General features: G+C 61.8%; 14 protein-coding genes. 8 read left to right on the forward strand and 6 right to left on the reverse strand.

Going from position 1 to position 15063, the window contains the following annotated elements:
- Nucleotides 1-4 precede the first annotated feature (4 nt).
- The 4 genes from pheS to V7660_RS12400 are packed head-to-tail and all read left to right on the forward strand — an operon-like array spanning nucleotide 5 to nucleotide 4967.
- Nucleotides 5-1081 (forward strand): phenylalanine--tRNA ligase subunit alpha, encoded by a 1077-nt coding sequence (gene pheS, locus V7660_RS12385; protein WP_442910047.1) that lies wholly within the window; start codon nucleotides 5-7, stop codon nucleotides 1079-1081.
- 13 nt (nucleotides 1082-1094) lie between these two features.
- Nucleotides 1095-1715, forward strand: a complete 621-nt coding sequence (locus V7660_RS12390) for a hypothetical protein (RefSeq protein WP_335603359.1) — start codon at nucleotides 1095-1097, stop codon at nucleotides 1713-1715.
- Nucleotides 1716-1718: 3 nt separating this feature from the next.
- Nucleotides 1719-4112 (forward strand): phenylalanine--tRNA ligase subunit beta, encoded by a 2394-nt coding sequence (pheT, locus tag V7660_RS12395; RefSeq protein WP_335603360.1) that lies wholly within the window; start codon nucleotides 1719-1721, stop codon nucleotides 4110-4112.
- A 30-nt stretch (nucleotides 4113-4142) separates the two neighbouring features.
- Nucleotides 4143-4967, forward strand: a complete 825-nt coding sequence (locus V7660_RS12400) for an ion transporter (RefSeq protein WP_335603361.1) — start codon at nucleotides 4143-4145, stop codon at nucleotides 4965-4967.
- Between the two features lie 6 nt (nucleotides 4968-4973).
- Here the strand turns inward: V7660_RS12400 and bfr are convergent, their stop codons facing one another.
- The 4 genes from bfr to V7660_RS12420 all read right to left on the reverse strand — a co-directional run bounded on the left by bfr (nucleotide 4974) and on the right by V7660_RS12420 (nucleotide 6600).
- Nucleotides 4974-5465, reverse strand: coding sequence for a bacterioferritin (gene bfr, locus V7660_RS12405; RefSeq protein WP_335603362.1), 492 nt, complete (start codon nucleotides 5463-5465; stop codon nucleotides 4974-4976).
- Between the two features lie 194 nt (nucleotides 5466-5659).
- A complete protein-coding gene (locus tag V7660_RS12410) occupies nucleotides 5660-5860 on the reverse strand; it encodes a (2Fe-2S)-binding protein (protein WP_335603363.1) in 201 nt (66 codons plus the stop codon).
- 86 nt (nucleotides 5861-5946) lie between these two features.
- A complete protein-coding gene (locus tag V7660_RS12415; protein WP_335603364.1) occupies nucleotides 5947-6174 on the reverse strand; it encodes a helix-turn-helix transcriptional regulator in 228 nt (75 codons plus the stop codon).
- A gap of 3 nt (nucleotides 6175-6177) precedes the next feature.
- Complete coding sequence (locus V7660_RS12420; protein ID WP_335603365.1) at nucleotides 6178-6600, reverse strand: hypothetical protein; 423 nt, start codon at nucleotides 6598-6600, stop codon at nucleotides 6178-6180.
- Nucleotides 6601-6767: 167 nt separating this feature from the next.
- Here V7660_RS12420 and V7660_RS12425 point away from each other — a divergent pair, with 167 nt between their 5' ends.
- Nucleotides 6768-8360 carry a lysine--tRNA ligase gene (locus tag V7660_RS12425; protein ID WP_335603366.1) on the forward strand — a complete coding sequence of 531 codons (1593 nt, stop codon included), beginning with the start codon at nucleotides 6768-6770 and terminating at the stop codon, nucleotides 8358-8360.
- Between the two features lie 71 nt (nucleotides 8361-8431).
- Nucleotides 8432-8770: a hypothetical protein gene (locus V7660_RS12430; protein ID WP_335603367.1), complete on the forward strand. Its 339-nt coding sequence runs from the start codon at nucleotides 8432-8434 to the stop codon at nucleotides 8768-8770.
- A gap of 4 nt (nucleotides 8771-8774) precedes the next feature.
- Here V7660_RS12430 and V7660_RS12435 read toward each other — a convergent pair whose 3' ends face one another.
- Nucleotides 8775-12236, reverse strand: coding sequence for an indolepyruvate ferredoxin oxidoreductase family protein (locus tag V7660_RS12435; protein WP_335603368.1), 3462 nt, complete (start codon nucleotides 12234-12236; stop codon nucleotides 8775-8777).
- A gap of 125 nt (nucleotides 12237-12361) precedes the next feature.
- On the opposite strand from V7660_RS12435, the gene V7660_RS12440 reads away from it, so the two are divergent.
- Together V7660_RS12440 and V7660_RS12445 are read left to right on the forward strand one after the other, a co-directional pair.
- The gene (locus V7660_RS12440; protein WP_335603369.1) at nucleotides 12362-12862 is read left to right on the forward strand and encodes an Lrp/AsnC family transcriptional regulator; all 501 of its coding nucleotides are present in this window, start codon (nucleotides 12362-12364) and stop codon (nucleotides 12860-12862) included.
- Nucleotides 12863-12894: 32 nt separating this feature from the next.
- Entirely contained in the window at nucleotides 12895-13992 is a 1098-nt protein-coding gene (locus V7660_RS12445) for a serine hydrolase domain-containing protein (protein WP_335603370.1), read from the forward strand.
- On the opposite strand, the gene V7660_RS12450 is transcribed toward V7660_RS12445, so the two are convergent.
- Entirely contained in the window at nucleotides 13989-15059 is a 1071-nt protein-coding gene (locus V7660_RS12450; RefSeq protein ID WP_335603371.1) for a DUF2332 domain-containing protein, read from the reverse strand. The genes V7660_RS12445 and V7660_RS12450 overlap by 4 nt on opposite strands.
- Nucleotides 15060-15063 lie beyond the last annotated feature (4 nt).

Genomic DNA, 15063 nt, shown 5'->3' on the forward strand with positions numbered 1-15063 from the left:
CCCCGTGTCCGATATCAGTACGATTGAAAAAGAGGCCCTTGCGGCGATTGAGGCGGCGGGGGACCTGACCACGCTGGACGATGTGCGCGTGGCCGAACTGGGCAAGAAGGGCCGCGTGTCCGGCCTGATGAGCTCTCTGGGCAAGATGAGCCCGGAAGAGCGCAAGGAAAACGGCCCGAAGCTGAATGCGTTGAAGAATCGCGTCGATGCCGCCGTCCGCGCCCGCAAGGAGACGCTGGAAGCCGAAGCATTGGAGGCCCAGCTGGCCAGCGAGACGGTTGACCTGTCCCTGCCGGCGGCGCCGGGCCCGAAAGCGGGCGCGCTACACCCGGTCATGCAGGTGTTCGAGGAAATCGCCGCCGTGTTCGGCGACATGGGCTTCACTGTGGCCGAAGGCCCGGACATTGAAGACGACTGGCACAATTTTACCGCGCTGAACTTCCCCGAAGGTCATCCGGCGCGCGAGACGCACGACACCTTCTTCATGCAGGCGCAGGAAGGCGACGCACCGAAAGTGCTGCGCACGCACACCTCGCCGGTGCAAATCCGCACCATGATGAGCCAGAAGCCGCCGATCCGCATTCTTGTGCCGGGCCGGGTCTACCGGAATGACTGGGATGCGACGCACACGCCGATGTTCCATCAGGTCGAAGGCCTCGTCATCGAGAAGAACATTCATATGGGCCACCTCAAAGGCTGCCTGATCGATTTCGTGAAGGCGTTCTTCGAAGTTGATGATGTCGAGGCGCGGTTCCGCCCGCACTTCTTCCCGTTCACCGAGCCGTCGGCCGAGATGGACGTGAAATATACCCGCAAGGGCGAGACGATCGAGATTGGCGCTGGCGACAGCTGGATGGAAATCCTCGGAAGCGGGATGGTGCATCCGAATGTGCTGCGCAATTGCGGCATCGACCCGAACGAATATCAGGGCTTCGCCTTCGGCATGGGCGTCGACCGGCTGGCGATGTTGAAATACGGCATGCCGGATTTGCGCCCCTATTTCGAGGCCGACCCGCAATGGACCCGCCATTACGGCTTCTCGCCCTGGAGCACGCCATCCGTCAGCGGCGGATTGAGCTAGGGAGCAGGGGGACATGGGCACCGGCAACAAAGTGGAAATGCTGATTGCGATCTGCGCGGTGCTGACCAGCGCGATTGCCGTCTTCATTGCCTGGGATCAGGGCCGGGTCATGCGCGCGCAACAGCATGGTGCGGTCTATCCGGTCGTTCAGATCGAAGGCTTTGTGTCGTCGACTGCCGAAACCGCGTCCATGGGGCTTCGCGTCTCAAACAGCGGAGTCGGGCCAGCCTTGATCGAGCGGGTTGAGATGTTGAAAAATGGCGAGCCCGTCGAAAGCCTCAAGCCATATGTGGACCAGTTTCCACCCGGCTATCAGCAATCCTGGGCAAGCTTGATTGGCCGGGCCATTGCACCGGGCGATGAGATTATTCCGCTGAGGGTCGACTGGCCTCTCGATGCCGTTTCAATCGTACAACGCGACGCGGCCGCTTTGGCCTGGAGCGAGATGGATGTGGAGATCTGCTATTGCTCGGTCTTTAACAAATGCTGGACCGCGATAGGTCGAGAGATGGGACTGAGCATCGCGCGCGCCGAACGTGTGAAGCGCTGCGAACGTAGCGAAACAGATGTATTCGAGGCCCTGGCGAACTATGCGCATACGCCCGAAACCAATACGACCGCTGAACTGGAATAGACGATGAAATTCACCCTGTCCTGGCTGAACGACCACCTCGCCACCAAGGCGACGCTGGATGATATTCTGGCCCTCATGCTGCAGGCTGGCCTCGAAGTGGAGGAGGTCATCGACCCGCGCGAGAAGCTGGCGGCCTTCACGGTCTGCAAGGTCAAGGCGGCCGAGCCTCATCCGGATGCGGACAAGCTGCGTGTCTGCACGGTTGATACGGTTGATGGCGAAAAGCAGATCGTGTGTGGCGCGCCAAATGCCCGCGCGGGCATGACGGCCATCTATGCGCCGCTGGGGACGTTCATTCCGGGGCTCGACTTCGCGCTCGACAAGAAGCCGCGCAAGATCCGCGGTATCGAGAGCTATGGCATGATGTGCTCCACCAAGGAGATCGAGGCGGGCGAGGATCATGACGGCATCGCCGATCTTGACGACTCCCTCCCGCTCGGGATGCCGGCCGCCGAGGCGCTCGGCCTGAGCGATCCGGTCATTGATTTCGAAGTGACGCCGAACCGTCCGGACTGGCTGGGCGTGCAGGGCATCGCGCGGGACCTCGCGGCGGCCGGGGCAGGGCGCTTCCTGCATGTCGAAGTGAAAAAGGTGACCGGTACCAAGGCCTGTCCTGTCGAGATCAAGCTCGACGCGCCTGAAGCCTGCCCGGTCTTCGCGGGCGCCGTCATTGTCGGCGTGAAGAATGGTCCGTCGCCAGACTGGATACAGCAACGCCTGAAGGCCGTTGGCATCCAGCCGAAATCCCTCTTGGTCGATGTGACGAATTATATCTCGCTCGACCGCGCCCGCCCGCTGCATGCCTATGACGCAGCAAAATTGTCTGGCCCGGTTATGGCGCGCCTTGGCCGGAAGGGCGAGAAGCTGGAAGCGCTCGACGGAAAGACCTATCCTGTCGGCGAAGAGATGTGCGTCATTGCGGACGATAGCGGCGTGATTGGCCTCGGCGGGGTGATGGGCGGGCAGTCCACGGCTGTCTCCGACGAGACGGTCGATGTCTTCCTCGAAAGCGCCTGGTTCGATCCGCTGCGCACGGCGCGCACCGGCCGCGCGACCGGCATTCATTCGGATGCGCGCTATCGCTTTGAGCGCGGCGTGGACCCGCATAGCTGTATGGACGGGCTGAACCTCGCCATTGCGCTGATCGTGGAATATGGCGGCGGGGTCGTTTCCAAACCGACACTTGCCGGCGAGGCACCGGTCAATCCGAACAAGGTGACCTTCTATCCGGCCGATGTGGAGCGCCTGACGGGGCTTACCGTCAAGCCCGCTGACATGCGCCGCATGCTGAAAGACCTTGAGTTCAATATCGAGGACGCTGGCGACGCCTGGTATCTGCGTCCGCCGACCTTCCGGTTTGACATGGAACAGTCTGCCGACATCGTGGAAGAAATTGCGCGTCTTGTCGGGTTCGACCAGTTGCCGACCGCGTCCCTGCCTGCGCCCAAGGGCGGCGTGAAGGCGATCACCACGCCGATGCAGGGGCGTGTGCGCGCGGCGCGCCGGGTGATGGCCTCGCGCGGTTTCCTGGAAACTGTCAGCTGGAGCTTCATGGCGAAAGCCGACGCGGCGCTGTTCGGCAAGATCAATGAGGCCCTGACGGTCGCCAATCCAGTGGCCAGCGAGCTGGACTATATGCGCCCCTCCGTGCTTGGCAATCTGGCCAAGGCCGCCCAGCGCGCTGCCAATCATGGCGAGCGCGGCGTGCGCCTGTTCGAGGCCGGGCCGATCTATCTGGGGGACGGGCCGAAAGACCAGCGCAGCGTCGTGGCCGCGCTTGTGCGTCCGTTCAATGAGCGTCACTGGCAGGGGGCGCCTGAGCCATATGATTCCTTCGATGCCAAGGCCGATCTGTTCGCCGTGCTGGAGGCCCTCGGGCAACCGGGCGAACGCTTCCAGGTCGCCGCACCCGCGCAGCCGCACTGGCATCCGGGGCAGGCGGCCAGCCTGAAGCTCGGCCCGAAAGTAACCGTTGCGCATTTCGGCCAATTGCATCCGGGCGTGCTGAAACAGCTGGACGTTGACGGGCCGGTGTTCGGGTTCGAACTGAACCTCAATGCGCTGCCGCAGATGAAGGCGAAGGCCACCAAGACCAAGCCGGTCTTCGAGCGTGCCGAGCTGACGCCGATCCGCCGCGACCTTGCCTTTGTGGTGGATCAGTCCGTCCCGTCCGCAGATCTCGTGCGCCATGCCCAGGGCGCCGACAAGAAGCTGATCTCGAAAGTGGACGTGTTCGATGTCTATGAGGGCACGGGTGTGCCGGAAGGGCAGAAATCGGTCGCCTTTGAAATGACGGTCCAGCCGCAGGAAAAGATGAAGGATGAAGACATCCAGGCCCTGATGGACAAGGTGGTCGCGTCGGTCGCCAAGGGTACGGGCGGCGTGCTAAGAGGCTAGCTATCAGGAAACCGGCTGCGAAGGTGATGAATGGGGCTGTATCGGTGGTTGCATAATGAACTGGTGCCCGAGGCCCGCAAGTCCGGCATCTCGGTTACCAACTGGATCATCATCAGCCTTGTCCTGGCCAGCTTCCTGTTCCTGGCGCTTGAGACCGAGCCAACCCTGTTGGCCATTCCCGAATGGCGTATGGTGTTTGACTGGTTCAATGTCGGGGTCGTCATTGTCTTCGCCGTCGAATACGTCCTGCGGGTCGCGATTGCCGGGCTGAGGCCGGAATATGCAGGCTTCACCGGACGGCTGCGCTATGTCACGCGCTTCTATTCCATTGCCGACCTGCTGGCCTTCCTGCCGGAGCTGATCGTCATGGTGGTCGGCGGCGGCATTCCGCTGATCGCATTGCGGGTCTTCCGCCTGTTCCGCCTGATCAAGATTGCGCGGTTCGTGCCGGCGTTTGACGTTCTGGGCGCGGCCATGAAACGGGCCGGCACGCAGCTCCTCACCACGCTCGCCATGGCGCTGGCGCTGGTCTATGTCGCGGCCGTGCTGCTCTACTTCATCGAGGGCGTGGGGCAGGGGCGTGAGGAGTTCGGCTCCATTCCACGGGCCATCTGGTGGTCCATCGCAACGCTGACCACGGTCGGCTATGGTGATATCTATCCGGTCACCGTGCTGGGGCGGATCGCGGCGTCCGTGATTGCGATTGCGGGGATCGGGGTGGTCGCATTGCCGGCGGGTGTGTTCGCCAGCGCCTTTTCGGACGAGCTGCGCGAGCGGCAGCTGCAGAAGCTTCAGGACCGCGTGGAGGCGGCCGAAGCGCAAGCCGGCGCTGCCCCGGAAGAGAGCAGCGCCTGATAGGGTCTAGTCTTGGGCTTTTGAGCCGTTGGCCTCGGACTGGAGCATTGTGTACCGCTCGATACCGATGCGTTCGATCAGGTCGAATTGCGTTTCAAGATAATCCACATGCTCTTCTTCATTGTTCAGAATCTTTCCGAACAGGTCGCGGCTGCCATAGTCGCGGATGCTTTCGGAATATTCCATTGCGTCCTTGAGCAGGGGGATGGCGTCGTTTTCGAGCTTCAGGTCGCATTCGAGGATTTCGTGGACCGATTCGCCGATGCGCAGCTTGCCGAGGTCCTGCAGGTTTGGCAGGCCGCCGAGGAACAGGATGCGTTCGATCAGCCAGTCGGCATGTTCCATCTCTTCGATGGATTCCTTGTATTCATAATCGCCGAGCTTGCTGACACCCCAATCGTGCAGCATGCGCGAGTGCAGGAAATACTGGTTGATCGCCGTCAGCTCGTTCTTGAGACATTTGTTCAGAAATTCGATGACCTTCGGGTCGCCTTTCATGGGGAGCTCCTGCGCTTTGGATTTCGTATGGGCCAGCACCTAGGGTGATTGTGTCATGGGAGCAACAAAAAATCCAATGAAAACAATTGCATATGAAAGTGCGACACAGTTGCAGCCGCGTGTCTAAACGGGGCAAATCCGCTTCATTCGGTTTCACACCGTCCAAAGGGCCAGCAATTTCAGGGGGTGAGCGCCTATTCGGCGGCGATCAGGGCCGGGCTGACCGGGCGCTGGTCCATCTCTTCGGAGATGATCTCGCCGATGGAGCAGCTGCATTTTCCGCACTGGAACTTGCACCCGTGATGCGCCTGCACGGCTTTGGGGCTGCGCGCCCCGGCGTCGACGGCGGTGCGGACGCTCTTGCAGTTGATGCGGTTGCAGACACAGATGATCATGAGAACCATTTGCACGACACTGCGAATGATTGTCAATCCAGTTTTTGCGGTTTGTTGCAGACGCGGAATGGCCGCCGGGCCTGATCTCAGGCCTCGGCGGTGTCATCCCATTGGAACACGTCTTCAAGGCCGACCTGGAAGACCCGCGCAATGCGGAAGGCGCTCTCGAGGGAGGGGGAATAGCGGCCCTGTTCGATGGCGATCACCGTCTGCCGGGTCACGCCGATCTCTTTTGCCAGGGCCGCCTGGCTCATGCCGTCATGGGCCTCGCGCAATTGCTTCACGCGGTTGAGGATAGGGGGGCGTTTGGCCATGACTCAGGTGCCCCGGCGGTAGAACAGGATGGTCAGGACATATTCCGCGATTTGCGAGGCAATCAGGCTGCCGACCGCGATGTGGAAGAGCAGGTTTCCATCTGAATTGATGTAATAGTGCCAGAGGCCCGCAAAGATGCCGAAGCCGAGCACGTAGCCGGAGATGTTCCCGGCGCGGCGGAGCACCTGCTTGTCGCGCTCATCCTCGGTATCGTCGGCGTCTTCCGGCGAAATGCTGGCAATGATTATGTGGCTGATAATGGCGCCGACGACCAGCATGAGTGTGGCCCCGCCGATCAGGCCGAGGGTGGGCGGCGCGGTCTCGCCCAGCGCCTGAGACATCTTCCAGACCCTGGACACATACCAGACCCCGGTCAGGCTGATGAGGAGGCCCATGATCCAGGCCGATTTTTCGTGAAAAGACATTGTTGGAGTTCCTTTGTAGGTCAAAAATTTCTTACACACCCTATATGGTCAAAGATTTTTGACATGTCAAACATTTTTTACAAGAAAGTTCGCGCCGCTTGACCAGAGCCCGTGCGGCCTCTAGGTCCGGCGGACCCTTTATTTCTCAACAATGACTGACATTTCCGATGACCGATCTCTCCACGCTCGCCCATTCCGCAAAGGCCTGGCCGTTCGAGCTTGCCCGCAAGCTGGAACAGCGCGTGGAGCAGCAGATCAAGGCCGGCCAGCGTGAGGCTGGCGACCCTGTGACCTTCGAGACCGGCTATGGCCCGTCGGGCCTGCCGCATATCGGCACGTTCGGCGAAGTCGTTCGCACGACCATGGTGCGCCACGCCTTTGAAGTGCTCACGGGCAGCAAATACACAACGCGCCTGATCTGTGTGTCGGATGACATGGACGGGATGCGGAAAGTGCCGCCAACCGTGCCGAACCCGGAAAAGCTGGAGCCGTACCTGCAACAGCCGCTGACGGCGGTGCCGGACCCGTTCGGCACGCATGATTCCTATGGCGCGCACATGAATGCGCGGCTCTGCGCCTTCCTCGACCAGTTCGGGTTCGAGTATGAATTCCTGTCGGCCACGGAATGTTACAAATCCGGTCGGTTCGACGCCATGCTGCTGGAGGCCGCGCGGAAGTATCAGGACATCATGGATGTGATGCTGCCAACGCTGGGCGAAGAGCGCCAGGCAACCTATAGCCCGTTCCTGCCGATCCATCCGGACACGGGAGAAGTGCTCTATGTGCCGATGAAGGCCGTGGACGGAGAGAAGGGGACCGTGACGTTCGAAGATGCGTCCGGCAAGGAATTCACGCTGCCGGTGACCGGCGGCCATGTGAAGATGCAGTGGAAGCCCGATTTCGGCATGCGCTGGGCCGCGCTCGGCGTGGACTTTGAAATGTTCGGCAAGGATCATCAGGCCAATGCACCGATCTATTCCAAGATTACCCGCATCCTGGGGGTCCGGCCGCCCGAGCAATATGTCTATGAGATGTTCCTCGACGAAAAAGGCGAGAAGATCTCCAAGACCAAGGGCAATGGCATCTCGGTCGAGGACTGGCTGAAATATGCGCCGGACGAAAGCCTCAGCCTGTTCCAGTTCCAGAAGCCGCGCGTGGCGAAGAAGCTGTATTTCGACGTCATCCCGAAGGCCGTGGACGAGTACCTGACCTTCCTTGAGAAGTATCCGAGTGAGGAGCCTGCGCGCCAATTGGAAAATCCGGTCTGGCACATCCATTCCGGCAACCCGCCCGCCGAGACCACGCCGGTCAGCTTTGCGCTGCTGCTGAACCTCGTCGCCGTGGCGAACCCGGAAGACAAGAGCCAGCTCTGGGGCTTCATCTCGCAATATGCGCCGGAGGCCTCACCCGAGAAGAACCGTCTGCTCGACGAACTCGCCGGCTATGCGATGAGCTATTACCAGGACTTTGTCCTGCCGCAGAAGACTTATCGCGCGCCGACGGACAAGGAACGCGCGGCGATGGAAGACCTCTCTGCCCACCTCAAGGCGTTCGATGGCGAGCCGACCTCGGAGAATCTCCAGACGCTGACCTTCTCGGTCGGCAAGGAGCATGAATTCGAGAATCTGCGCGAATGGTTCCAGGCGCTGTATGAAGTCTTGCTCGGCCAGAGCCAAGGGCCGCGCTTCGGCAGCTTCGCGGCGCTGTATGGTGTGGCCAATACGGCCCGCCTGATCGATGAGGCGCTGGCGCGGGACTAGCCTGCTGATTTCGTAACATGGCTTAAACATTCCTCTGCTCTAGTCTGGCCAGAGCCAGAGGAGCCTTTGCCATGCCTGCCATTCGCCTAGTTCTGATCGCCGGCATGCTTGCCACGCTGCCCGCCTGTCTTGCCACCAAGATCGTGACCGTACCCGTCAGTGTGGCGGGCGATGTGGTCGAAGCGACGGCGAAGGGCGCCTATGCGGTGGGCTCTGGGGTCGTGCACGTCACCGGGGACGCGCTGGACGGCCCCGAGGAGGACGTCAAGCTCAAGGTGAAGGTCAAGAAATTCGGCGGCGGCACCAAGACCTATACGCGCACCGTCGAGTCCGACGATATCGAGAAGACCCTCGAAAAGCTCGGCAAGAAGGGCACCATCATCGACGTGCAGGTCGAAGAGGCGGGGTAGGGGTCTACTCCGCCGCCGCGATCAGCGTGGTCTTCGCCTTAGGCAGCTTGCCCTCAGGCCAACCGGCCCAGAGTTCGGCCTCTTTCGCCTTGGCAACTTCGGCAGCAGCTTCCTTCACATGGCCATAGCCGCGAATGTCGTCCGGAATTTCGGCGAGGGCGACGGCGAGGTCGTGGTTCTTCGCAGACAGTTCCTGCGCGATGCGGGCGAGGCCGGCGAGATAGTCGTCGCGTAGCTTGCGCTCCATGCGGCGCTCTTCGGTATAGCCGAACAGATCGAACCGCGTGCCCCGCAGGCCCTTGAACTTCGCCATCAGTTTGAAGACCTGGAACATCCACGGGCCGAAATGCTTCTTCTTCAGATGGCCCTGTGCATCCTTCTTGGCGAGGATTGGCGGGGCCAGCATCAGGCGCAGCTTGCCGCCCTTGAACTGGCTGGCGATATAGTCGGCGAACTTACCGTCCGTGTAGAGACGGGCGACTTCATACTCATCCTTGTAGGCCATGACCTTGTAGGCATAGGTGGCCGCTGCGCGGGTCAGTTTCTCGCCAAGGCCGGCGGCATGTTCGGCGGCGCGCACCTGGGCGACGATGCTGCGATAGGTCTCTGCATAGGCGGCGTCCTGATAGGCGGTGAGGCGCGCTGCCCGGTCGTCGATCAGTTCGTCCAGCGTCTTCTCTTCGATATGACCGCGCGGGTCATGCTGGGGCAGGAGGCGTTCCGGGTTCGCCGCTGCGATCCGGCCGATATTGAAGGCGGACATGTTGTCTTCGACCTTGGTGCCGTTCAGGCGAATGGCGCGGTAAAGCGCGCGGAGGCTTATGGGCACCTGACCCTTCTGCCAGGCAAAGCCGACCATGATCATGTTCGTATAGATCGCGTCATGCAGATAGCCGACCGCGAGGGCCTCGGCATCGAAGGCATCGAAGTCGCGCGCCTGGCGCTTGACGCGGGCGGCGAGGAGGTCGCTCTCGAAACGTTTTGACCGATCCCGGATGAATTCGCTGGTCGGGGTGACGTCGGAGTTTGCATAGGCCGCGGTGCGGTTGCCATCCATCAGATTGAGGGCGTCGCCCCCGGCCGCGACGACGAGGTCACAGGCGATGATGAGGTCGGCGCTCGCAGGTGGGACTTTCCCGGTCGAGATCATTTCCGGCTCGCGGGCGAACCGGATGTGGCTGAGCACGGGGCCGCCCTTCTGGGCAAGACCGGTCATGTCGAGGCTGGAGGCCGCATGACCGTCCACATGGGCGGCCATGGCCAGCACGGCCGCGACCGTGGTGACGCCTGTGCCGCCGACGCCGGTGAACAGTACATTCCACGGTTCCGACAGGCTGGGCGTTTCCGGCAGGGGCAGGCCCGCATCGTCGAATTCCGGACGGGGCTGGTCCTGCCAGGCCGGTTCACCATCCTGGATCGTCACGAAGCTCGGGCAGAAACCGCGCAGGCAGGAGAGATCAGTATTGCAGGTCGACTGGTTGATGCGGCGCTTGCGGCCAAGTTCGGTCTCGACCGGCTCCACCGACAGGCAGTTCGATTTGATCGAGCAATCGCCGCAGCCTTCGCAGACTTCGGTATTGATGACGACGCGTGTGCGGTCCGGCGCGCGCAGGCCCCGCTTGGAGCGGCGGCGCTTTTCGGTCGCGCAGATCTGGTCATAGATCATGACAGAGACGCCGGGCGTCTCGCGCAGCATGACCTGAACCTCTTCGAGTTCCTCGCGGTCATAGATCTTCACGCGGCGGGGGAGGTGTTTCACGTTGGCGTAACGGGTCGGGTCCTCGGTCACGATGACAATCGTCTCGACGCCTTCGGCCTCGACCTGCTGGGCGATCTGGGCCGGGGTCTGGCCGGATTCCACCGTCTGGCCGCCGGTCATGGCAACGGCGTCATTGTAGAGGATCTTGTAGGTCATGCTGGCGCCGGAGGTGACCGCGGCGCGGATGGCAAGGCTGCCGGAATGGGAATAGGTGCCGTCGCCGAGATTGACGAAGACATGGTCTTCTTCCGTTGCCCAGTACTGGCCGATCCACGGCACGCCTTCGCCGCCCATCTGGCTGGTCATGTCGGTTTTGCGGTCCGGCATGAAGTTCGCCATGTAGTGGCAGCCGATGCCGGCCAGCGCGCGCGAGCCTTCCGGCACGACGGTGGAGGAATTGTGGGGGCAGCCGGAGCAATAGTGCGGGGTCCGCACAGTCTCGGACGCATTCGTGCGGGCGGCTTCGCCGGCGCGGCCAATGCGGTCGAAATAGGCTTCGGCGCGGCTGGTGTCCCAGCCTTCGGGAATGATCTTCATCAGCGCAGCGGCCATTTCCGGGATGGAGATGGAGGCGATGTCCGAAAGCAGGGGGCGGCCGTCACGGTCGCGCTTGCCTTCCACCGTCGGACGCTGACCATCCGGCAAATCATACAGGACCGATCGCAGCTGGTCTTCGATCAGCGGGCGCTTGTGCTCGATCACGACCACACGCTCCAGGCCCTTGCAGAACGCCCGGATCCCTTCGGGCTCAAGGGGCCACGGCATGGCCACCTTGTACACGGAGAGACCCAGACGCCCTGCATCCTGCGGTGACAGGCCAAGCGCCGCGAGCGCCTCGAACACGTCGCGGGCAGCCTGGCCCGTCACAACAACACCGACACGGGTTTCCGGCGCAGGCAGGATGACATGATCCAGCTTGTTGGCGCGCACATAGGCCTGCGCGGCCGGGAGCTTCACCTGGCGCAGGCGCCGCTCCTTTTCGAGCGGGCTGTCGCCGCGGCGCATATGCACGCCATCTTCGGGCAGCTGGAAATCTGGGGAGATGAAATTGAACCGGTCGAGATCGACGCTGACTACCGCGCCGGAATCCATCGTGTCGGCAAGCGCGACCAGGCCGGTCCACGCGCCGGAGAACCGGCTCATCGCCCAGCCATGAATGCCATAATCCAGCACGTCCTGGATGGAGGCCGGGTTCAGGACCGGGATTTCGGCATCCGCCATCGCAAATTCGGATTGCGAGGGCAGGGTGGAGGATTTGCAATTATGGTCGTCGCCGATGATCGCGAGCACGCCGCCATGTTTCGACGCGCCGGCAGCATTGGCATGTTTGAAGGCATCGCCGGTCCGGTCCACGCCGGGGGCCTTACCGTACCAGACGCCGAACAGGCCATCATACTTGGCGCCAGGGAACAGACCGAGCTGCTGGCTGCCCCAGACGGCCGTTGCGCCCAAATCTTCGTTCAGGCCCTCCCAGAACTGGATATCATGAGTATCCAGCCATTTCTGGGCGGCGCGCAGCTGTTGGTCATACCCGCCCAGCGGGGAGCCGCGATAGCCGGAGATAAAGCCAGCCGTGTTCAGGCCAAGACCCAGATCGAGGCGTTTTCGGTCAAGCGGCAGGCGTACCAGTGCCTGAATGCCCGTCATGAACGCTTTTCCCTCGACAAGCTCGTATTTGTCGTCCAGCGTGACTTCGCGGTGTTGCATAGCATGCCTATTAAGTGGGTTTAGGCATATTATTGGCGAAATCGAATGAAATTGCTTGCCTATCTTGCGTAGTTTTTGCTATTCCGGGGCATATTTTACCGGAAAATGCGAGAAAGTGAGCAAAATTGGCCCAAGAAATAGATGCTGTCGACGCGAGGATACTGGACATCATTCAGCATGATGCCGGCCTGTCCGTCGCCGAAATTGCCGACCGGGTCGGCCTGTCATCGTCGCCCTGCTGGCGGCGGATCAAGCGGATGGAAGAGGCTGGTTTCATTACGGGCCGCGTCACCCTGCTGGACAACAAGTCGCTCGGACTGAATTTTGAAGTCATGGCCAGTGTCAAACTGGCCCTTCCCAGCCGCGAAAACCTCGATGCGTTCGAGCAGATGGTGCAGGCCTGGCCAGAAGTCATCGAGTGCATGACGGTGACGGGCGCGGTCGATTACATGATCCACATCATCACGACCGACATGCACGCCTATGACAATTTCCTGCGGGACAAGCTGCTCGGCTCCGCGCTGGTGTCGGATGTGCAGTCGCGGATTGTGATCCGGGTCGCCAAGCGCACGACGGCGCTGCCGCTGGATCTTGTGGAAGACCTCAAGAAGCCCGCTTCTGCTTGACCAGTCAGGCTGGCGCTACGAGGATAGGCGTCATGTTTCGTGCCGTGATCCTGTGCGTGATGCTGGCGTCGATGGTCCTGCCATCGGGGGCTGCACCTCTTGAGGCAGGCCAACTCCAGCAGAAACTGGAAACCGTCCGTGAAGAGACCGGCCTGGTCGCGCTTGGCGCGGTGGTGGCTGATGCAGACGGCAACATCCTCGGCCTGGCCGTCGCGGGGGAGCGGGTGAAGGGCAGCCGCGATGCCGTTCAGCCGGGCGATGCCTGGCATATTGGTTCCAATACGAAGATGCTGACGGCATTGCTGTATGGCCGTCTCGTCGAACAGGGGAAAGCCAGCTGGGGCGCGACGCTGCCGGAATTGCTGCCCGATCTCGCTGACGAGATGGACCCAGCCTGGAATGATGTGACGATCGAGCATCTCCTGTCCCACCGCAGTGGGCTGGCCGCCAATCCAGGCATGATGTGGTTCCTGACGAGCCGGGCATCAAGCGACCCTGTCGAGACGCAGCGCACAAAATTGGCAAAGGGGTTCCTGGCAAAGCCGCCCGACGGCGAAATCGGCACATTCACCTATTCGAACCTCGGTTACATAATCGCCGGGGCAGCGATTGACCGGATCGCGGCGCGGCAGGGATACGAGAATTATGAAGCCTTGTTCCTTTCAACCCTGGTTCCTAACGGGGAGGGCTGGGGCTTCGGACCGCCGAAAGAGGGCCTTGAAGGGCACACCAAAAACCTGTTCGGTCGGTTGAAGGGGCAGGGAAAGGGGCTGAACGCGGACAATCCAGCCGCGCTCGCGCCCGCTGGCACGTTGCATGTGCCCTTGGCCGCGCACGCCCGTTTTCTCAGCCAGTTCCTGCGCCCGGAAGCGATATATGGGAAGCTGATGACGCCTTATCCCGACAGCACTTCAGACTATGCGCTGGGCTGGGCGGTTGGTCAGCATGATACGCTCGGGCGTTACTATCGCCATGCCGGTTCCAACACGATCTGGCTGTCCCACGTCACGCTTCTCCCGGAGCAGGGGCTTGTGATTATTGTGAACACAAACCAGCATAGCGAACAGGCCGGAGAGGCCATGCATGAGCTGGCCGTCGAACTGGCAGAAGACGTGCGCGCGGCGGACTAGGCCTGCGGCACGTCCACATGCGTTACATGACCGTCGGATTCGTTCAGTATACGGGGCTCGCCACTTGGCCAGACCTGCAGCCGGGTTTGCAGGCGGGGGGAAGTCCGGTCACCCCCAAACAGGGATTCCGGTTCAAAGCAGAGCCAGGCGAGGGGTGCCGTATCTGTCGCAGCTGCACCAGCTTCCGCAATCAGCCGCGTGATACGTTCAATATCATCCTTTGGCGGATAGATCAGGAAAACCGAATGATAGATCACTGTCAGGCCCTCGGACGGGCGGTTGGCCAGGCGCTTGGCCAGCCAGTCGACCGCATTGGCCTGTTCGACGTGAACGCCCATCTGGCGCGCAAGCTCTGCGGCGGCATCCAGCCGGGCAAGGCGGCCCGCCTGGTCTGGCCAGGTATAGGATTTGAGCCGCAGGAAGGCGGCCTCGTCTGACACGTCAATCGGATTGAGATCACACGCCGCGCGCGAAGCAATCACCGGCGCGGCGTCCAGGTGAAGCGGTTCCGGCCCGTTCCAGATGGTCGAGATGGTGACCTCGCTCGGCCCTGGGCGTTGCCAGGTGCCGCCATCATAGGTGAACCGATCCCAATTCTGGTTGAGGCCTGCGCTGGCGCCCAACTCAAGCAGGTGCATGGGCATGCGGTAGGTTGCGGCGAGTTCGAGAAAGCCGGGCAGGAGCGCAATCGACCGGCGGGTCTCATTGGTCTGCGGGGGACTCTTGAGGAAGGTGCGGACATCAGGGATGTGAGCTGCAAGCCAGGGCCGCGCCTCGGCCCAGACATCCTCCATCTTCCACTCCGCCACATGGGCAGGATAGGTCGCGGCAAGGGCAGGGGCTGTCCCGGTCAGGACGGCATGATGCAGGACGCCGGCCAGTCTGAGGCCAAGGGCATCCTTGCGGGGATTGCCGGTCCAGTCATGACAGATGTTTGCGACCGGGCCATCGGTCGCGAAATCATCCGCAAACTGCCGAAGCAGGGCGGCTGTGAAGGGAGAGCCCAGATCCTCGCACCATCCCGCCTGTTCGGCGAAATGGTCGAGGATCCGGGTTTCATCCAGCATGCAG

Origin of the sequence: Hyphomonas sp. (assembly GCF_036964145.1) — a bacterium.
Lineage (GTDB): Bacteria > Pseudomonadota > Alphaproteobacteria > Caulobacterales > Hyphomonadaceae > Hyphomonas.

What these genes read in the sequence shown, in the direction of transcription:
- bfr (WP_335603362.1), bottom strand. Translation starts at nt 5,465, where the DNA reads ATGAAAGGCGACCCGAAGGTCATCGAATTTCTGAACAAATGTCTCAAG.
- V7660_RS12420 (WP_335603365.1), bottom strand. Translation starts at nt 6,600, where the DNA reads ATGTCTTTTCACGAAAAATCGGCCTGGATCATGGGCCTCCTCATCAGC.
- V7660_RS12400 (WP_335603361.1), top strand. Translation starts at nt 4,143, where the DNA reads ATGGGGCTGTATCGGTGGTTGCATAATGAACTGGTGCCCGAGGCCCGC.
- V7660_RS12415 (WP_335603364.1), bottom strand. Translation starts at nt 6,174, where the DNA reads ATGGCCAAACGCCCCCCTATCCTCAACCGCGTGAAGCAATTGCGCGAG.
- V7660_RS12390 (WP_335603359.1), top strand. Translation starts at nt 1,095, where the DNA reads ATGGGCACCGGCAACAAAGTGGAAATGCTGATTGCGATCTGCGCGGTG.
- V7660_RS12435 (WP_335603368.1), bottom strand. Translation starts at nt 12,236, where the DNA reads ATGCAACACCGCGAAGTCACGCTGGACGACAAATACGAGCTTGTCGAG.
- V7660_RS12430 (WP_335603367.1), top strand. Translation starts at nt 8,432, where the DNA reads ATGCCTGCCATTCGCCTAGTTCTGATCGCCGGCATGCTTGCCACGCTG.
- V7660_RS12410 (WP_335603363.1), bottom strand. Translation starts at nt 5,860, where the DNA reads ATGATCATCTGTGTCTGCAACCGCATCAACTGCAAGAGCGTCCGCACC.
- pheT (WP_335603360.1), top strand. Translation starts at nt 1,719, where the DNA reads ATGAAATTCACCCTGTCCTGGCTGAACGACCACCTCGCCACCAAGGCG.
- V7660_RS12445 (WP_335603370.1), top strand. Translation starts at nt 12,895, where the DNA reads ATGTTTCGTGCCGTGATCCTGTGCGTGATGCTGGCGTCGATGGTCCTG.
- V7660_RS12425 (WP_335603366.1), top strand. Translation starts at nt 6,768, where the DNA reads ATGACCGATCTCTCCACGCTCGCCCATTCCGCAAAGGCCTGGCCGTTC.
- V7660_RS12450 (WP_335603371.1), bottom strand. Translation starts at nt 15,059, where the DNA reads ATGCTGGATGAAACCCGGATCCTCGACCATTTCGCCGAACAGGCGGGA.